Annotated in this window: 8 protein-coding genes; 5 read left to right on the top strand and 3 right to left on the bottom strand. The window is 71.1% G+C overall.

Translation table 11 applies throughout. From position 1 onward, the window contains the following. Positions 1-196: 196 nt before the first annotated feature. The gene (locus LO762_RS33180) at positions 197-2932 is read right to left on the bottom strand and encodes a LuxR family transcriptional regulator (protein WP_304523694.1); all 2736 of its coding nucleotides are present in this window, start codon (positions 2930-2932) and stop codon (positions 197-199) included. Between the two features lie 209 nt (positions 2933-3141). Here LO762_RS33180 and LO762_RS23360 point away from each other — a divergent pair, with 209 nt between their 5' ends. Continuing rightward, positions 3142-3330 carry a hypothetical protein gene (locus LO762_RS23360; RefSeq protein ID WP_230618019.1) on the top strand — a complete coding sequence of 63 codons (189 nt, stop codon included), beginning with the start codon at positions 3142-3144 and terminating at the stop codon, positions 3328-3330. Between the two features lie 7 nt (positions 3331-3337). Here the strand turns inward: LO762_RS23360 and LO762_RS23355 are convergent, their stop codons facing one another. Together LO762_RS23355 and LO762_RS23350 are read right to left on the bottom strand one after the other, a co-directional pair. Continuing rightward, a complete protein-coding gene (locus LO762_RS23355) occupies positions 3338-4813 on the bottom strand; it encodes an MFS transporter (protein ID WP_230618018.1) in 1476 nt (491 codons plus the stop codon). A 4-nt stretch (positions 4814-4817) separates the two neighbouring features. Further along, positions 4818-6215: a carboxylesterase family protein gene (locus tag LO762_RS23350; protein ID WP_308104398.1), complete on the bottom strand. Its 1398-nt coding sequence runs from the start codon at positions 6213-6215 to the stop codon at positions 4818-4820. A gap of 381 nt (positions 6216-6596) precedes the next feature. Here LO762_RS23350 and pabB point away from each other — a divergent pair, with 381 nt between their 5' ends. The 4 genes from pabB to LO762_RS23330 form a co-directional block, all read left to right on the top strand. Beyond that, positions 6597-8651 carry an aminodeoxychorismate synthase component I gene (pabB, locus tag LO762_RS23345; protein ID WP_230618016.1) on the top strand — a complete coding sequence of 685 codons (2055 nt, stop codon included), beginning with the start codon at positions 6597-6599 and terminating at the stop codon, positions 8649-8651. After that, a complete protein-coding gene (locus LO762_RS23340) occupies positions 8648-9874 on the top strand; it encodes a 4-hydroxybenzoate 3-monooxygenase (protein ID WP_230618015.1) in 1227 nt (408 codons plus the stop codon). Before pabB ends, LO762_RS23340 begins: the two co-directional genes overlap by 4 nt. Beyond that, positions 9875-11053: an FAD-dependent monooxygenase gene (locus tag LO762_RS23335; RefSeq protein WP_230618014.1), complete on the top strand. Its 1179-nt coding sequence runs from the start codon at positions 9875-9877 to the stop codon at positions 11051-11053. It begins immediately after the preceding gene. 68 nt (positions 11054-11121) lie between these two features. After that, positions 11122-16821 (top strand): type I polyketide synthase (locus LO762_RS23330; protein ID WP_230618013.1); only part of this gene is annotated, 5700 nt, incomplete at its 3' end.

The raw sequence follows: 16821 nt of genomic DNA, 5'->3' as shown, positions 1-16821 counted from the left end.
TTCTTCGCTTCTTCACGCCCGATCAGCGAGAGTCGATCGCGAGGCACCGAACGGCCTTTATGCTGGCCCGGTCCAGCGAGATTCGGGAACCCCTGTTTTCACCTCCCGGATTCGCCGTAATCCGTCCATGAAGGGGTGGCGGGCCCGCCCTAGGGGTCGGTTCCGGTCGTTCTTTAGGGGTTGCCTTCCGAGCGCCTTACGCGGGCAGCCCGTCGGTCAGTTCGGAACCGTCGGGCAGGATCGGCAGATCGTTCCGGCGGCGGACGTTGAGCTTGCTGTACACCCTGGTGAGGTGCTGCTCGACCGTGCTGATCGTGATGAAGAGCTTGCTGGCGATCTGCCGGTTGCTGTGGCCGTAGGCGGCCAGTGCCGCCACCCTGAGTTCCGCCTTGGTCAGGACCTGGAACGGCTCCCACGCGACGGCGATGTCCGGCTCGTCCTCGTGCCCGTCGCGGTCGGGGTCGGCGATCCGGTGCACCGGGGAACCGCTTCCGTCCGGCTGGACCCGGCCCAGGTCGACCAGCGCGAGCGAGAGCTCGAAGCGGTCGCCGGACCTGCGGAGTTCGCGCACCGACTGCTCCAGGCGGGTGAGCCGCTTGGCCGGGTCGCCGGCGGCGGCCAGCACGCGCAGGGTGATCCCCCGTTCCAGGGCCTCCGTCGGCGCGAGCATCTCCCACTGCTCGACCGCCAGGCGACGGGCCTCCTCCCGGCATCCGAGTTCCAGGTGGACGAGCGCGGCGTCGGTCCGCCAGGGCGCCAGCGCGGGCCGGTCGAGGTCCCATCGGGCCACCAGCTCGGAGACGGTGTCGATCTCGCTCAGCGCCCGGTGGAGCCTTCCCCTCGCGGCGTGGAAGCGGGCGCGGGCCCGCAGGTACGGGATCGCCAGGGGCGTCTTGTGCAGGACGTCGGGCACGGGGGTGCGCAGATGGGTGAGTGCCTCCTGATACAGGCCCGTCATCGTTGTGGCGTCGATGAGCACGCTGAGCGGGAGGAGGACCCCGACGCCCCAGCTCTCGGCCGGGACCAGGTCCAGGGCGCGGCCGGCGTGCGTCTGCGCGGTGACCGGATCGCCCTGCCGCAGGGCGATCCTCGACCGGAGGGCGGCCAGTACCGCCAGCCAGGTCGGCGCCTCCGCCGCGGCGGCATCCCCCTCCAGGGACGCACACCACCGGTCGGCGGTGCCGAGTTCCCCGCCGTAGATGAGGGCGCCGAGGGCGCAGGCGAGCGCCCCGAAGGTGCGCTCGCCGAGCGGGCTCTGTTCGACGAGGTGTTCGGCGGCGGCCGTCGACTCGCCTGGACCGTTCCGCAGAGTCCTGACCAGCAGCCCGAGGGCCTGCCCCAGAAGGTCGGCCGTCGCCGCCGCCTCCCTGTTCTCGGCGGGCACGCTGACGGTCCGCCCAGGCCCCTCGCCTGTGGGGAACAGGCAGGACAGGCCCAGCCGCAGGGACTCGAGCTGGTCGGCCTGGGACTCGTCGAGGGCGTGCTTTCGGTCGCCGAGCCGCTCGATCGCCGCGCGTGCGTCGTGCTCGCGGCCGAACCAGATCAGGCGGCCCGCCCAGGCCGGGAGGTCCGGCCCGCCGGGATCGGCGCCGGACCGCAGGGCCGCGACCAGTTCGGCTCCGTGCCGCATGGTCAGGGCGGGGTCGGTCCGCCATTCCGCCCGCGCCAGGAGGGCCCGCGAGACCTCGTGGTGGGGGTCCGGGGCCGGGATCCCGTGGGCGAGCCGAAGATAGGTGAGGGCCCGGTTCACCCGTCCCTGGGACAGGGCCTGTTCCGCTGCTTCGTTCAGGGCCGGGACCGCCCAGGTGGCCTGGGGCTCCCCGGCCGCGACGAGATGGTCGGCGACGACGAGGACGGAGGCGCCCTCGGTCTGGAAGCGGGCCGCCGCCTCGGCGTGCATGGCCGCCTGCTCCGCCGGGGCCAGGGCGTCCAGGACGGCTTGGCGGAGCGAGGGGTGCCGGAACCGGCCGCCGACGAAGCAGCCGGTCCGGTCGAGCGCCCTCAGGGTCCGGGAGGTCGCCTCGTCCTTGAGGCCGGCGAGGCGCCCGCCCATCGACGGGGTCCCCGACTCCCCGAGGACGGCCGTCCACCGGGCCAGCCGGAGCATGGTGGGATCGCACCGGTGGAGGATGCGTGTCCAGGCGCGCATGGTCTCCGGTCCGAGCGGCCCGGCGTCCTCGACGGATCGGCGGTGGTCGTCGGCGAAACCGCGCACCATGACCGGGTTGCCGCCGGTCAGGGCGTGGCACTCCGCGGCGACCCGCCGGGCCGCGGCGTCGGGGAGGTGCTCGGCCAGCATGCTCTCCACACCGCGCTCGGTCAGCAGGTCGAGCCGGAGGTGACGGCAGTACGGTGCCGCCGGCAGCCCGCCCAGGAACGCCGGGCTGAACGACTGGGGCCCGTCGACGGCGCTGACGACGACCATGAGCGGGAAGTGCCGCAGCCGTGCGGTGATCGCCAGCAGGCAGTGCAGGGACGCCGGGTCGGCGTGGTGGGCGTCGTCGACGGTCAGCAGGAGCGGACGGCCGGTCTCCTCGATCACGTCCATCAGGAGACCGCTCAGGATGTGGGAGATGTAGGCGAGGTTCTGATCGAGGCTCCGGTCCGCGGCGCCGTCGGTGTCGAGCGGGGTCCGGGCGACCTCTGAGTTCAGGAGTTGGGCCGCCCGCCTGCGCGTCTTCTCCGGCAGTCCCGGGTTGATGAAGAGCTGCCAGATGGTGCCGAAGGGGAGGGCGTGGTCCAACCTGCAGGTCGCGGCCGCGCAGTGGAGTGCGCCCGCGCCCACCGCGTCCCGGGCGAGGGTCCGGACCATCTCTGTCCGGCCGGTTCCCACCGCGCCGGTCAGTATCACTGTCCGTTGCTGACCGAGCCGGCTCTCCGCGAAGAGCGCCACCAGGTTGGACAACGGTTGATCCCGCTCGTACAACCTCATGCAACCCCCCCTATTCCCGGAAAAATAAAGACACAAACAGGTCTCGATCGTCAAGGCGGCCGCGCGCGGTCTTCGGAGATCTGAGGGAGGGCCGCGTATTCGGCTGCCGTCAGGGTGGTGGTCGTGGTGACGGAATGTGGCGGAGCGGCGCGGCGAGTGGGAAACGGTCATCGAGAGCCGGGGTCGGGCGCGGTGCGCATGGTGAAGCGGTGATCGATGTGATGGAGGAGCAGGACGGTGAAGGCTCGCGGAAGGGCGTGGCGGTTTCCGAATCGGATAACGACGTGGCCGTCTTCGGACAGAATTCAGTCCAGGCCGAAAGGGCGTCGAACCAGTCGATCGATTCGTGTGGATTTCCTGGCTCGTATTCCGTGCCGACGGTGAAAAAGGCTCGGTGACACGCGACTAGGCGTCGGGTCGGGCGGGCTCGGAGTCGGCCGGGGGCTGCTGGCCTCGGGCGCCGGCCCGCAGCACCAGGGCCAGCACCAGGCCGGTGGCGGCCAGGCCGACACCGCCGGCCAGCCCCCAGGCGTGGCCGCTGTTGCCGGCCTCCGCCGCGCCGACGCCGTCGGCCAGCGCCCTGCCGTACCGGTGCTGGCTCAGCGTGCTCAGGAACGCGACACCGATCGCGCCGCCCATCTGCAGGGTGGTGTTGTTCAACCCCGACGCCGCACCGATCATGTACCCCTCGACGCCGGTGGTGCAGACGATGACCGAGGGGACGATCGCCAGTCCGACCCCGAAGGTGTACAGGACGCCGGGCAGGACGAAGGACAGCACGATGTTGGCGTGCACGTCGAGCACTCCCACCCACCACACCAGGCCGACCGCCTGGATCGTGAACGCGATGATCAGCGCGGTGGCCGGGGTGACCCGGGCGAGGAGCCGGACCACGACGCTGGCGCCGGCGAACATCGCCAGGCCGATCGGCGCGGTCAGCAGGGCCGCCACCACGGGCGAGTAGCCGCGCTCGCCCTGCAGGTGCAGGGTCAGCACAAAGAAGACCCCGAGGAGCAGCGCGCCGAGCACCAGGTTGACCAGGTTGCCGAAGACGACGTTGCGCATCCGCAGCAACCGTGGGGGGATCAGCGGCGTGGCGGCCTGGCGCTGCCGCACGACGAACGCCGCGAGCAGCACCACCGCGGCGGCGAAGGCGCCCGGCGTGGCACCCGAGGTCCAGCCCTTGTTGCTGCCCTCCAGGATGCTGTACAGCAGGAGGGTCAGTCCGCCGGTGCTGGTCAGGGCACCCCACACGTCGATGCCGCCGGTGGCGGTCGTCGTGCCGGCGGGCACGATCCGCATGCCGAACACCAGCACCAGGACGATGATCGGGACGTACACCAGGAACGCCGCCTGCCAGGCGATCGAGGTGAGCAGACCACCGAAGACCGTGCCGGTCGCTCCGGCGAGCCCGCCGAGGCCGCCCAGAATGGCCAGGGCCTTGTGGCGCTCCGGCCCCGGCTCGAAGATGTCCAGCACCAGCGCCATCGTGGCGGGCAGCACCAGCGCGCTGCCCAGGCCCTGCACGGCCCGGGCCGTGATGATGTGCCAGGGCTCCGTCGCCAGCCCGCCGGCCAGCGACGCGACGCCCATCAGCACCAGGCCGATGGTCAGCGTCCTGCGCCGGCCGAAGATGTCCGCCGCTCGTCCACCCAGCATCAGGAAGCCGCCGAAGGCGAGAATGAAGGCGTTCGTGACCCACGCGAGCCCGGTCTGGGTGAAGTGCAGGTCGGTCTGGATCGACGGCAGCGCCACAAAAACGATGCTGGTGTCCAGCGTCATCAGGTACTGGGTGAAGGCCAGTACGGCGAAGACCAGCCACCGCCCCCGCCCTGGCTGGTTCTGCGTTTTCTCGCCCTGGTTCGAGGTGGTCGACGTCATCGAATTACTCCCATATCCACCGCTCGAATAAAAAGGAAATACGACCGACGACGGCGGAAGGCGCCGTGATCTCCTGCGTCACCGGCGTCCGCGGGGACCATTCCGGCCAGGGCGGGCGGCCTTCCCGGGCCAGGGTGATCAGGGCGTTCTGCTCCCGCGCCCCCACCAGCCGGTCGGTCTCCGTCCCGTCGCCTCCCTCGGTGTCGACGAACAACGACGCCATGTCGGTGCCGTGCACCGGGCGATCCGCCATGGCCGGAAAATCAGCCGCGAAGCTCGAATTGGTCGGCGCGTAGCAGAACCTCTGCAGCCACACCTTCCCGCCGGATCGGTGGGCGGCCCGCAGCAGCCGGTCGGCGGGCTCCCAGAAGCACTTCTTCGAGAGCAGCCTGGTCTTCTCGTCCAGGTCGGCCGGGGTCTCACCCGCGGCGACCGCGTTGTAGACGCGGTCGAGGACCACGTCGCCCATGGCGACGTAGATGCCGGCTTCGTCCGACGTCACCGATACCAGCAGGGGCACGTCGGCGACGCCCCCCGCGCGGATCGTCTCGAGCGGCGGACGGGGCACGACGGCGCCGTCGACAAAAGGCCGGTACCGGACCGAGACCCCCTGTTGGAGCAGCTTCCCGTGGATGTACCGCAGCCCCACGTTCGGGAGCCGGGCCAGGTCCTCGGGCGACTTCGCCAGCGGCCCGGCCGCCGCGAGGAACTCGTCGGTGAAGCGCACCGCGGCCTCCACGGACACGGGCACCTCGGCGTTCCCGCTGTAGATCGCCGCCCGGTGGAACAGGCCGTGGGCCGCGGGCGTGCCGAGCAGCGTCGCCACGTCGGAACCGCCGGAGGACACGCCGAACAGCGTGACGTTGCCCGGGTCGCCGCCGAAGCCGGCGATGTTGTCCCCGATCCAGCGCAGCAGCATGACCTGGTCGAGGGCCTCGAGGTTGGCGCTGTCGGCGAAGTCCGGGTCGTGGCCGCCCAGGTAGAGGCATCCCCACGGGCCGAGGCGGTAGTTCGCGGTGACCACGACGACGCCGTGCCGGGCGGCGAAGTGCCACGGGTCGATCCAGCTACTGGCACTGCCGTTCACCCGGCTGCCTCCGTGGAACCAGACCAGGACCGGCAGGGGCCCGTCCGGCCGCGGGCCAGGGGACCACACGTTCAGGTTGAGGCAGTCCTCGTTCTCCACAAGGCCGTTCAGCGGGAGGTGGTAGAGGCCCCGGCTCACCTGGATCGGCAACTGCCAGCTGACCGGTCCCCATGCGGTGGCCTCGATCGGGCCGCCCGGCGCCACCGGCACCGCCGGACGGAAACGCCGCTCGACCCGCGCGTAGGGCACGCCTCTCCAGTGGGGCACCCCCCGGTCGAGAAAACCGCGCACTGGCCCGGATGCGGTGCCGACCACGAGATCCTTTTTGGTGAAATCAGGCACGGCTTCGTCTCCGAATCCTCAGAAACCACTCGCTGCTCATGTTTCTGGTGACGTCCGGAGAATGTCAATAGGGGATTGTGTTCCCGATCGGTGGCGGAGCCCCTAGGAATGGCCGGGCCGACCCCCTAGGGGTGATAGCGCCGTCTGCCGGCCCGGTCGTACCCCTGGCAGGCGCGGGTAGGGGTCCCCTAGGAATGGTCGGCCGACCCCTAAATGCCCTACCGGTGCTTGCGGGCCCGGCCGCCCCCCGGCGAGCATTTGATCCGTTGCTTCTCCTGTGAAATCGATCGTTGTGTGGAGGCCCCGTTGCACCCTGCGGATCCGGCGGGGGAAGTGAAGCCACCTCTCGGTAATGTGCGCACGCTGCTGGTGGACAACTACGATTCCTACACTTACAACCTCTTCCAGTTGATCGCGCAGATCAACGGCGCGGAACCCGTGGTCGTCCGCAATGACGACCCGGTGTTGGGGGACGACGCCTTCATCGCCCGGTTCGACAACGTCGTGATCTCCCCGGGCCCCGGTCATCCCGGGCACAGGCGCGATTTTGGTGACACCGCCCGGCTGCTGTCGATGCCGGACCTGCCGGTGCTCGGAGTCTGCCTCGGCCACCAGGGCATCGCCCTGTTCCACGGCGCCAGAGTGCGCCCGGCCGGAGAGCCGAGGCACGGCCACCTCTCGCGGGTCACCCACCTGAACAAGGACGTCTTCGAAGGACTGCCCCAGAACTTCACCGGGGTGCGCTACCACTCCCTCGCCGTGGACTCCCTGGACTCGACGTCCTTGGAGGCGATCGCCTGGGCCGAGGACGGCGAGATCATGGGCGTCCGCCACACCGGCCGACCGCACTGGGGCGTGCAGTTCCACCCCGAGTCGGTGGCGACCGAGCACGGCGCCCGGATCCTCGAGAACTTCCGGGACCTGACCCGGCGCCGCGGTGCCGCGCACCGCAGCCCGTCGGCGGCCAGCCCGGACGGCGAGGGCTCGCTCGTCGTCCGCACGTCGACCCTGGAACGCGAGGTCGACGCCGAGACGGTCTACGTCGGCCTCTACGGGAACAGCTCCCACTCGTTCTGGCTCGACAGCAACCGCTGCGAGCGCGGCCTGGCGCGGTTCTCGTATCTGGGCGACGCCTCGGGCCCGCTCAGCGAGGTGCTGAGCTACTCGGTGACCGACGACGCGGTCGTCGTGGAATCCGCGGACGGCGTCCAGAGCCTGGTCGAGGGGAACATCTTCGACCTCCTGAGCCGACGGCTGGCCGCATCGCGGGTCGAGCTGGACCTCCCGTTCGACTTCAACGGCGGATACGTCGGCTACTTCGGGTACGAGATGAAGGAGCACTGCGGCTTCGTCAACCGCCACAAGGCCGAGACCCCCGACGCGACATGGATGCGCGCCGACCGGATCATCGTCGTCGACCACGTCGAGCACCGGACCTACCTGGTCGCGCTGTGCCGGCCGGGGGCGGAGTCCGTCGCCGAGGCCGACGCCTGGCTGGCCCGCACGGCCTCGGCCGTCGGCGCGCTCGAGAAGGCGGCGCCCGTACCGGCGGCGCCGGGCCCGAGCCCCGGCGTGGACGTCCCGGCGTCCTTCGTGCGGGACCGGGAGACCTATCTCTCCGACATCGCCGAGTGCCTGCGGAAACTGCGGGAGGGCGAGAGCTACGAGGTCTGCCTGACCAACATGCTCCGGACCGCGGCCCCGGACGACGATCTCGCCTTCTACCTGCGGATGCGGCGCACCAACCCGGCTCCCTACAGCGCGTTCCTGCGGTTCGGTGAGCTGCGGATCCTGAGCTCCTCACCCGAACGGTTCCTGCGGATCGACCGGCACCGCATGGTCGAGAGCAAACCCATCAAGGGCACCGCGGCACGCAGCGAGGATCCCGCGACCGACGAGTCCCGGCGGCTCGAGCTGACCCGCAGCGCCAAGACCCGGGCCGAGAACCTCATGATCGTCGACCTCGTGCGCAACGACCTCGGCCAGGTGTGCGAGGTCGGGAGCGTGCACGTTCCGAAGTTCATGGCGACCGAGTCGTACTCCTCCGTGCACCAGCTCGTCTCCACGATCCGGGGGCGGCTGCGGCCGACGGCGAGCGCCGTCGACTGCGTGAAGGCGTGCTTCCCGGGCGGCTCGATGACCGGAGCGCCCAAACTCCGGACGGTCGAGATCACCGACCGGCTGGAGTCCGAGGCACGCGGCGTCTACTCCGGGGCGCTCGGCTACTTCGGGTTCAACGGGTCGGCCGACCTCAGCATCGTGATCCGGACGGCGGTCTTCTGGCGCGACGCGGTCCTGATCGGTGCGGGCGGCGCGATCGTGCTCGACTCGGACCCGGTCGAGGAGTACGAGGAGATGCTGCTCAAGGCCCGCGCCGTCCTGCTGGACCCGGACCGGCAGCGGCGATGAGGACGCTGCGGACCCAGGTCGCGGTCGTCGGCGCCGGCCCGGCCGGGCTGTACCTGTCACACGAGCTGCGCGCCCACGGCGTCGACTCCGTGGTCGTCGAGCGCTGCAGCCGCGAGCATCTGGAACGGCGGGTGCGGGCCGGGCTGCTCGAGGAGGGCACGGTCCGGCTGCTGCGCGGTTCCGGGCTGGCCGACCGGCTGGACCGGCAGGGCCTGGTACACGACGGTTTCCAACTACGCTTCGACGACACCGTTCAGCGGATCTCGACCACGTCGCTGATCGGTGAGCCGACCTACATCTACGGCCAGCAGGAGGTCGTCAAGGACCTGCTGGCCGCTCGTCCGCCGGACGACGGTTCGCTGCACTTCGACGCGCGGGACGTCCAGATCGCGGGGATCACCGGCGACCACCCCTCGGTCGCGTTCACGGCCGACGGGGAACAGGTCGTCGTCGAGGCCGACTTCATCGCCGGCTGCGACGGACACCACGGCGTGTCCCGCGCGAGCATCCCCACGGCGTCCCTCGTGGTCCACAGCCGACGCTACCCGTTCGACTGGATCGGGCTGCTGGTCGGCGCGGCGCCCTTCGCGTCCGAACTGGTCTACTCCGTGCACGCGCGCGGCTTCGCCCTGGCGAGCATGCGCACACCCGAGGTCAGCCGCCTCTACCTGCAGACCGACGCCCGGGACGAGCAGAGCGACTGGCCCCATGAACGGATCTGGGACGAACTGTGGCAGCGGCTGTACGTCGAGGAGGGCCGCCGGACGCGGGGAGCGGTCCTCGAACAGGTCAGGGTTCCGCTCCGGGCCACCGTCGCGGAGCCCATGCAGTTCGGGCGGCTCTTCCTCGTGGGCGACGCCGCCCACATCTTCCCGCCCACCGCCGCCAAGGGGCTGAACGTGGCGCTTGAGGACGCGAGCGTGCTCGCCCACGCCCTCATCGGGTGGTTCCGCCGTGGTGAGGCGGGTCCCCTCGAGGGCTACTCGGCCGCGCGCCTGCCCGCCGTCTGGCGTGCCCAGGACTTCTCGGCCTGGCTGACCTGGCTGTTCCACCCCGCGGCGGACGCGACCGCGTTCGACCACCGCCGCCGGACCGCGAGCCTGACGCGCCTGGCCGAGGCCGGAAGCAGCGCCGTCGCCTTCGCCGACGAGTACGTCGGCCGCTCTCGGCGCCGGCCGCCCGCACGTTCCTACGTTCACGAACTCGACGGCATGGAGGCTTGAGTGTCCACTCAACGGTGGGAAGCAGGGCGGGCATTGATCGTCGGCGCGGGCGTCGCCGGCCTGACCGCGGCGCTGAGACTGCACCGGGGTGGCTGGGAGGTCCTGGTCGTGGAGAAGGCCACGGGCAACCGCAAAGGTGGGACGTGGATCAGCTTCCGGGGCGTGGGCTACCAGGCGGCCGAACGGTTGGGCATCCTCCCACGGCTCGTCGAGGCGCAGCTACCGTGGGAGGACATCCACATGGTGGACACCGGCGGACGGCTGCGTGTCATCTGGCGGGCGGCCACCCAGCTCGCGCTGATGAACGAGCCGACCCTGCACGTCCCGCGCGACAAGATCACGGAGATTCTGCTCGACGCCCTGGACGGCGAGGTGAAGATCGAGTACGGCACGACCGTGTCGAGCGTCACCCAGGACGAGTCCGGCGCCGAGGTCGTCCTGTCGAACGGGGTCAGCGAGCGTTTTGACCTGGTGATCGGCGCCGACGGCGTCAACTCGGCCGTTCGGGAGCTGGTCTTCGGTCCGGAGACGGAGTTCCGAACCGACTTCGGTGACCTCCTGGCCCTCTACAACCTGGAGCGCAGTCCGATCGACACCGGGGTCGAGCACCTCCTGAGCGGAGTCGGCCGGATGATCGCGGTCAGCAGCCTCGGCGACACCTTCTCGGTGATCTTCCTGTGGACGAGCACCGACCTGCCGGGCGACCTGGCCACCGATCTGTCCACCTCGGTCCGGCGCCGTTTTGAGGACCTCGGCTGGGCCGTCCCGGCCCTGCTGAGGGAGGTGGAGGCCGTCCCGTCGGTCTACTACGGGCCGGTGAGCCAGATCAAGATGGACACCTGGAGCCAGGGCCGGGTGGTTCTCGTCGGCGACGCGGCGTGGTGCACCGGCTTCTACGCGGGTTTCGGCGCGTCGCTGGCCGTCGGCGGCGCCGATCTCCTCGGCGACGTGCTGGAACGCCATCCCGGGGACATCCCCACGGCGCTGCGCGAGTGGGAGGCCGCCTACCGCCCGATCGCGCTGAAGGTCCAGGCGCAGGCTCGCCGGGGACGCGAGAGCTTCTTCCTGCCGCCCACCGAGTTCGCGCTCGCGCTCCGGACGATCTTCCTGCGGATCGCCGGGAACTCCGTCACGACCCGGCTGCTCCGCCTGTTCATGGGCGTCCGGTCCCCGAAGTAGGCCCCGCCGCTCTTCTCCCGGACGAGTACTCCGCACCGAATACCTGGTCACAGAAGGTGAGTACGTAGTTGCATACCGAGCGCATCCGGCCCCTGGGCGAGATCGTCCGGACGAACGCCGCCCGCCTGGGCGGCAAGATCGCCTTCTCCGACGCGCACCGCGGCGTGACCTACGCCGACCTGGACCGGAACACCGCCCGCCTCGCGGGACACCTCGCCGCACTCGGCGTGGAACCCGGAGACCGGGTCGCGCTGCTGCTCGGCAGCCGCGTCGAGATGATCGAGAGCTATCTGGGCGTCGTCCGCGCGGCGGCGATCGGCGTGCCGCTCGCACCGGACTGCACGGACGAGGAACTGCGCCACTACCTCGACGACAGCGGCGCGAAGGTCGTCATCACCCGGGCCGCCTATGCCGACCAGGTCCGCCGGGCGGCGCGCGGCGGCGGCGTCCGCGAGATCGTCGCGGTGGGAAGCGCGCCCGGAACCACCTCCTTCGCCGACCTGGTCGGATCGGAACCCGGCACCCCCGCACGGGACGGTCTCGGCCTCGACGACCCGGCCTGGATGCTCTACACCTCGGGCACCACCGGCCGTCCCAAGGGCGTCCTGTGCACCCAGCGCGCCTGCCTGTGGTCGGTCGTCTCCAGCTACCTGCCGATGGCCCGGCTCGACGAGCGGGACCGCGTCCTGTGGCCGCTGCCCCTGCACCACAGCCTGGCCCACTGCCTGTGCCTGCTCGGCGTGACCGTCGTCGGCGCGTCCGCGCACATCGTGAGCGGATTCGCCGCCGACGAGGTGCTCGACACCCTGGACCGGGAGCCGTTCAGCATCCTGTCCGGCGTCCCGGCCATGTACCACCTGCTGGTCGAGGAGGCGCGGGCACGGCCCCGTGCGGCCCAGGGCCTGCGGCTGGCGCTCGTCGCCGGTTCGGTCACCTCCGACACCCTGCGCGGGGAGATCGAGGAGACGCTCGGCGTCGCCGTGCTCAACACCTACGGCAGCACCGAGACGTGCGGGCCGATCACCATGAGCGGCCTCGACGAGCCCGTGCCGGTCGGGTCCTGCGGCCGACCGGTCCCCGGTCTCGACGTCCGCCTGGTGGACCCCGCCGCCCACCGCGACGTCGGCACCGGCGAGGAGGGCGAGGTCTGGGTCCGGGGTCCGAGCCTGATGCTCGGCTACCACAACGCCCCGGCCGAGACCGAGGGCAGGTTCAGCGACGGCTGGTACCGCACCGGCGACCTGGCGCGCGGCGACGAGGACGGCTTCTTCCGCATCACCGGCCGGATCAAGGAACTCATCATCCGGGGCGCGGTCAACATCCACCCCGGCGAGATCGACGAGGCGATCCGGCCGGTGCCGGGGGTGGCGGACGTCGCCGCCGCCGGCAAGCCCGACGACGTCCTCGGTGAGGTGCCGGTCGCCTTCCTGGTCGCCGGCGACGGCGGTCTCGAACCCGACCGGGTCCTGGCCCGATGCCGCGAACTGCTCTCGGTCCACAAGATCCCCGCCGAGCTGTACGAGACGCGGCGCATCCCGCGAACGGGCTCGGGCAAGATCGCCCGCCATCTCCTCGCCGACACCCCCGCCCGGCTCCTGGCCGTCAACCGCGCGGGCCGGGCGACGGCGGCCACGCGCGTCCCGGGCCCGGACGGGGAGGAGACGACGCTGCCCGTCGCCCGGAGCGGGATCCGCGCCGGCGCCCCGAACCCGTGGTTCGGGCCGTCCGACACCGTGATGATCTCGGGTGCCGCGACGACGCTCGGGGCGGCGGTGGCGGACCTGCTCGCCGACCGGTACGCGGTGCGCCGGCTCGTGCTCGTGGACACCGCCGAGCACCGGGACCACCTCGACCTGCTCGCCGACGGCATCGGACGGCGGACCGGCGTCGAGGTCGTCCTGGGAGCGGCCGACACGCCGGACGCGGAGATCACGGGCCTCGTCCACATCCAGGACCCCGCGCGCGGCGCGGCGCCGGACGTCGAGGACCTGGTGACCGCGTCGTCGGCGCGAACGGTCGTCCTGTGCGCCGAGGGCGTCGCGCGGCCCTTCGACGCGCTCGCCCGCCGCCATGACTCGCCGGACCGGCGCGTCCTGTCCCTGACGTGCGACGGCTGGGCGGTCACCGGCGGCTTCCTGCGCACGAGCCTGGCGGATCCGTTGTCGGCGGCCGAACTCGCCGCGGCGTTCGACGCCGCCGTCCGCTCCTCGGGCACCACGATGGCGATCACCGAGGTCGTGCCCCAGGACGACCGGCTCGCCGTGGCCGGTGCGACCGGGTTCCTGCGCGACCTCATCTACCGCGAGGTGGCCTCGACCGTCGGGGACGACCTGTTCGACCGGCGGCGGCCGTTCAAGGACCTCGGCCTGGACTCGGCCCGGGCCGTCGCCCTCCGGAACCGGCTCGCCTCGCTGACCGGGCTGAACCTCTCGGTCTCGGCGCTTTTTGACCACCCGACCCCGTCGGCTCTGGCCGACTTCCTGTCCGCCCAGGTGGCCGGCGAGACGCCCGCGCTCGCGGCCGCCCCCGCGACGGCGGCGACCGACGAGCCGGTGGCGATCGTCGGTGTGGGGGTGCGGCTGCCCGGCGGTGTGGACGGCCCGGCCGCGTTGTGGGACCTCCTGTCGTCGGGCGCGGACGTGGTGGGGGAGTTCCCCACCGACCGGGGCTGGGACCTGGACGGCCTGTTCGCCTCGGACCCGGACGCGGTGGGCGTCTCGCACGCGCGTGCGGGAGGGTTCCTGAGTGACGCGGCGAGGTTCGACGCGGCGTTCTTCGGGATCAGTCCGCGTGAGGCGTTGGCGATGGATCCGCAGCAGCGGCTGCTGCTGGAGACGTCGTGGGAGGCGCTGGAACACGCCGGGATCGACCCGTCCTCGCTGCACGGCCAGGACGTCGGCGTCTACACCGGGCTGATCGCCAACGACTACCAGTCCGCCGCCGACGCGGTGGTGCCGATTCCGGAGCTGGACGGGTACCGCTCGACCGGGGACGCGCACAGCGTGGCGTCGGGGCGCATCTCCTATGTGCTGGGGCTTGAGGGCCCGGCGGTGAGTGTCGACACGGCGTGTTCCTCATCGCTGGTGGCGTTGCACCTGGCCGCCCAGGCGCTGCGGGCGGGCGAATGCTCGATGGCGCTGGCCGGTGGCGCGACCGTGATGGCCACCCCGGAGACCTTTGTGGAGTTCTCCAGGTTGCAGGGCATGGCCCTCGACGGCCGCTGCAAGGCGTTCTCCGACTCCGCCGACGGCATGGGCTGGGCCGAGGGTGCCGGGATGTTGGTCCTGGAGCGCTTGTCGGATGCTCAGCGTCTTGGGCATGAGGTGCTGGCGGTGGTCCGGGGTAGTGCGATCAACCAGGACGGTGCTTCGAACGGGTTGACGGCTCCCAACGGTCCTTCCCAGCAGCGGGTGATTCGTCAGGCGTTGGCGAGTGCCGGTCTGACCCCGGCTCACGTGGACGCGGTGGAGGCGCATGGCACCGGGACGGCTTTGGGTGATCCGATCGAGGCGCAGGCGCTGCTGGCGGTCTACGGCGACCGCGCTGAAGGCGGTGAGCCGTTGTGGTTGGGGTCGGTGAAGTCGAACATCGGTCACACCCAGGCGGCGGCCGGTGTCGCCGGGATTGCCAAGATGGTTCTGGCGCTGCGGCACGGGGTGCTGCCCCGGACATTGCATGCCGAGACGCCGTCGTCGAAGGTGGATTGGTCGGTCGGGGATGTGCGGCTCCTGACCGAGGAGCGTGGCTGGCCGGAGACCGGTCGTCCGCGCCGTGTCGGTGTGTCCTCCTTCGGGATCAGCGGTACCAACGCGCACGTCATCCTTGAACAGGCCCCCGACACCCCCGACACCCCTGGTACGCCCAGCGAGCCTGTTTCGGGTGTGTCGGGTGTGGTGCCGTTGGTGGTGTCGGCGCGGTCTCCGGAGGGTCTGCGGGCTGCGGCGGGCCGGTTGGCCGATTTCCTGGCTCTCGAATCTGGTCTGGGTTGGGGGTTGGAGGAGGTCGGCGGGGCGTTGCTGTCTGGTCGTCCGGTGTGGGAGTTCCGGGCTGCGGTGGCGGCCGTCGGTCGGGACGAGGCCGTGGCGGGGTTGCGTGCGGTGGCTGCTGGGGACGCGGGGCCCTCGGGGGCGGCCGGTACGGGCCCGGTGGTGTTGACGTTCGCTGGTCAGGGTGCTCAGCGGGCGGGGATGGGCCGAGATCTGTATGGGGCGTTCCCCGTGTTCGCGGCTGCGTTCGACGAGGTGTGCGCGGCGTTGGATGCCGAGTTGAGCGAGGTGCTGGACGACGCGTTGGGTGGGGTGACTCGGTTCCCGGTGCGGGAGGTGGCGTTCGCTGATTCGGGTTCGGATCTGGCGGGCTTGTTGGATCAGACGCTGTATACGCAGTCGGTGTTGTTCGCCTTTGAGGTCGCGTTGTGGCGGCTTGTGGAGTCGTGGGGTGTGCGGGCAGAGGCGTTGGTGGGTCATTCCATCGGTGAGTTGGCTGCGGCGTTCGCGGCCGGTGTGTGGTCTTTGGAGGATGCCGCCCAGGTGGTGGCCGCTCGGGCCCGGTTGATGCAGGCTCTCCCGGCCGGGGGCGCGATGGCGTCGTTGGCCGCCGGTGAGGATCGGGTCGTCGGGCTTGTGGCCGATCGTGCCGGGGTGTGGGTCGCGGCCGTCAACGGGCCGAGGGCGGTGACGGTCTCCGGGGAGCAGGCCGCTGTTGAGGAGCTGGTTGCTGCTGCGGTTGGTGCGGGGATTCGGGCGCGGCTGCTGCCGGTCAGTCATGCGTTCCATTCGCCGTTGATGGATCCGATGTTGGCGGAGTTCGGCGTTGTGGCGGCTGGTGTCGTCTACCGGGAGCCGTCGGCGGCCGGGCGGCGGGAGTGGATGTCGCCGGAGTACTGGGTGCGGCAGGTCCGTGAACCCGTCCGCTACGCCGACGCCCTGGCTGAGGCAGTGGCCAGCACCGGCGCGGGGTTCGTGGTCGAGATCGGCCCGGACGGGAGTCTCACTTCGCTGGCCCGGACCAGCGATCACCCGTCTGCGGTGGCGGTGGCGTTCTCGCGTCGGAACCAGTCTGAGGTGGTTGCCGCTGTTGCTGGGTTGGCGGAGCTGTGGGCTGCTGGAGGGCCGGTCGCCCAGACCGCTCTGGCCGCGTTGATCCCAGGCGCTCGGGTGCCGGGTCGGGTTGTTCCGCTGCCGACCTATCCGTTCCAACGCGATCGTTACTGGCTCAGCCCCAATCCTGCTGCCGGTCAGGTGGCTGGTGGTCATCCGTTGCTGGGCACGGTGGTGGAGGTACCGGGCGGTGTGATGCTGGCCGGGCGGGTGTCGTTGCAGACTCATCCGTGGCTGGCCGACCATGCGATCGCCGGTGCGGTTGTGGTCCCCGGTGCGGCTATGGTCGAACTCGCCATCACCGCCGGAGACCGGATCGACTGTCCTGTCCTGGATGAGCTCGTCATCCACGCTCCCCTGCCGATCCCGGCGTCCGGCGCCGTCGAGATCCAGGTCCACGTCACCGACGAGCCGGATCCCCGTGGGCGTCGGCAGGTCCTCATCCGTTCCCGCCTGTCCGGGTCGCAGGAATGGCGGTCCAACGCCGAGGGCCTCCTCGCGTCCCTCGCCGCCTCCGCCACCCCTGCCGCCACCGACGATCTGAGCGCCTGGCCGCCGCCTGGGGCGCACCCGATCCCCGTCCAGGACTTCTACGAGAACCTCGCCGACCACGGTTACACCTACGGGCCGTCGTTCCAGGGTCTGACTGCGGCGTGGGCCGGTGACGGT

Source organism: Actinocorallia sp. API 0066 (assembly GCF_020991275.1).
Taxonomy (GTDB): Bacteria; Actinomycetota; Actinomycetes; order Streptosporangiales; family Streptosporangiaceae; genus Actinocorallia.
This window is presented reverse-complemented; position numbering and strand designations above follow the sequence as displayed.